The 2,226-nt window shown below is 69.2% G+C and carries 3 protein-coding genes; 1 reads left to right on the top strand and 2 read right to left on the bottom strand.

Annotation, left to right across the window (positions count from 1 at the left end; translation table 11 throughout):
• On the bottom strand, positions 1-430 hold a 430-nt coding region (locus MXD58_RS29720; RefSeq protein WP_518478716.1), incomplete at its 3' end, for an SCO6745 family protein.
• Between the two features lie 281 nt (positions 431-711).
• Positions 712-1,254: a YbhB/YbcL family Raf kinase inhibitor-like protein gene (locus tag MXD58_RS29715; RefSeq protein WP_248839893.1), complete on the bottom strand. Its 543-nt coding sequence runs from the start codon at positions 1,252-1,254 to the stop codon at positions 712-714.
• A 117-nt stretch (positions 1,255-1,371) separates the two neighbouring features.
• On the opposite strand from MXD58_RS29715, the gene MXD58_RS29710 reads away from it, so the two are divergent.
• Complete coding sequence (locus tag MXD58_RS29710) at positions 1,372-1,710, top strand: P-II family nitrogen regulator (protein WP_248839894.1); 339 nt, start codon at positions 1,372-1,374, stop codon at positions 1,708-1,710.
• Positions 1,711-2,226 lie beyond the last annotated feature (516 nt).

Raw genomic sequence — 2,226 nt, 5'->3', positions numbered from 1 at the left:
GGCCCGCGGTGACGGCGGCGGCGACGACCCGGCCGGCCAGCTCCGCCGCGCGGCGCACCGCGGAACCGGTCGCGTCCATCCCCCACAGCTCCCGCAGGATCGCGTCCATCGCGGCGAGCCGGGTGTCGAGCAGCCGAGCCGGCGTGGAGTACGCCCAGACGTCCGGAACGGAACGGGCGATCCGGCGCGGCGCGAAATTGTAGAAAGCCGAGGTGATCGTGGCCGCGGACGCTGAGCCCAGCGGCGCCGACCGCATTCCGATGTAACCCATCCAGTAGCCGTGGCAGCCCGCTTCCGCCGCGAAGCGGCTCACCCCTGGATGGAAGGCGATGACCGCGTGGATCGGTTCCGCCACCTCCCAGATTCGGCGGGCATCATTCGCGAACGTCGCGCCGAGAGCGCTCCCGTCCGCCTGTCTACCGTCGCCCATGTAGTTCCTCCCGACCGTGAGTCAATTCCAGCCTCCCCGCCACGAGGGCGGTATGCCAGGAACTGACGTCACGTTCGGCGGGCGCCCGGGAGCGTCGAGGCCGCCATCGGACCGCTTCCAGCGGGAACGCGTCCGAAACGCGACGGAAACAACGCTCGGTCGGTGCCCACTGTGGTGCCGTCGCACCACCCACTACCGGCCCGCCGCGGCGAGCGGCGCGTGCCCCCGGGGTGTCGTCCCGCGCGCCCGCGCGCCCGCGCGCCCGCGCGCCGCCGAGATGATCAGTGCTCGTACGTGACCCGCAGCACCGCTCGGGCCAGAGTGTGGAAGGCCAGGTTGAAGCCGACGACCGCCGGCGACACCTCGTCGTTGATCTCCAGCTTCGGCACGTCGACCGCGTGCACGGTGAACACGTACCGATGCGGCACATCGCCCTGGGGCGGGGCCGCGCCGCCGTACTCCTTGCCGCCCCAGTCACTGCGCACGTGGTAGGCCCCCGCCGGCAGGCCGGCGAACGCACCGCTGCCAGCCCCGGTCGGCAGCTCGGAGGCGGAACCGGGAAGGTCGACGAGCACCCAGTGCCAAAAGCCACTGCCCGTCGGCGCGTCCGGGTCGTAGCAGGTGACGACGAAGCTCTCGGTCCCGGCCGGCTGACCCGACCAGGCGAGGTGCGGGGAGATGTTCTCGCCGCCGGCGCTGTCATGGACCTGTCCGATCGGCACGATGCCGCCGTCGACGAGGTCCTTGCTCGTCACACTGAACGCAGGACGGACAGGCAGGACATCATAGGGATCAGGGGGAGTGCCGCGATCAAGCAGGGACATGTGGTCAGTCCTTCCGTTTACGCCGCTCTATGACATTCGCGAGACGGAGCCGTCACCTGCCGGCTCTACGCTTCCCCGCGATGAACCTCACTCCGGACGCGAGGACAAGAAGACGTCGTGAAGCTGGTCACCGCAATCCTGCGCCCTCACCGGGTCGATGACGTGCGCGCCGCGCTCGGCACCTTCGGCATTCATGGTATGACGCTCAGCCAGGTCACCGGCTTCGGCACCGAGCTCTGGCGTACCGAGACATACCGCGGACGGCGGTTTCATGACGAGTCGATCAGTGCTATCCGTATCGAGTGCGTCGTCGGCGACGCCGACGTCGAGGATGTCGTGAACGTGATCCGGAGCTCGGTCGCGTCATCGTCCAGCGGCGCGGGAAAGATCTGGGTCCTTCCCGTCGAGACGCTCACCCGGGTACGGACGGGCGAGCGTGGGTGGGACGCGCTGTGAGCCAGCAGGCCGGCGACGCGCGCCTAATATCGCGCGGCGTCCCACTGGTCTAGCCACCTAAATAGGGGTGAGGTAAGAATCACAATCTACCGATCCGGCCACGCTACCAGGGATTCTGCGTTCTAGCCCAGCATCGGTCGGCGACAGGGGCGCGCTGACCCGATACGTTGGACAGGTCCCGGCGGGTGTCCCGTCGACTCCCCCCGTATCGGCGCGGAGCCCGCCGGGACCCATTCTGAGCTGTGACGTCCCAGCCGCCAATCCCGATCGCACGGCCCTGATCGCACGGCCCTGGCCGGGCGCCGACGTACCGCGCCCTCCTGACGTTTCCCGGGCGCGGCTGTCCCGCTCATACGGCGCGGTGCTGCGGTCCGGTCCGGGCGCGGTGCTTCCGCTCGTGTCGCCGCGCCCGGTTCCGGCGTCTCAGGTCCCGCGTTCTCAGGATAATGCCCCGTGGAGTGGTGTAGATCGGTTCGCGTTCCGCTCTGCGTCTTTCGCTATTATGCGGCCTGAATA

This window comes from Frankia sp. AgKG'84/4 (assembly GCF_023242965.2).
GTDB lineage: Bacteria > Actinomycetota > Actinomycetes > Frankiales > Frankiaceae > Frankia.
This window is presented reverse-complemented; position numbering and strand designations above follow the sequence as displayed.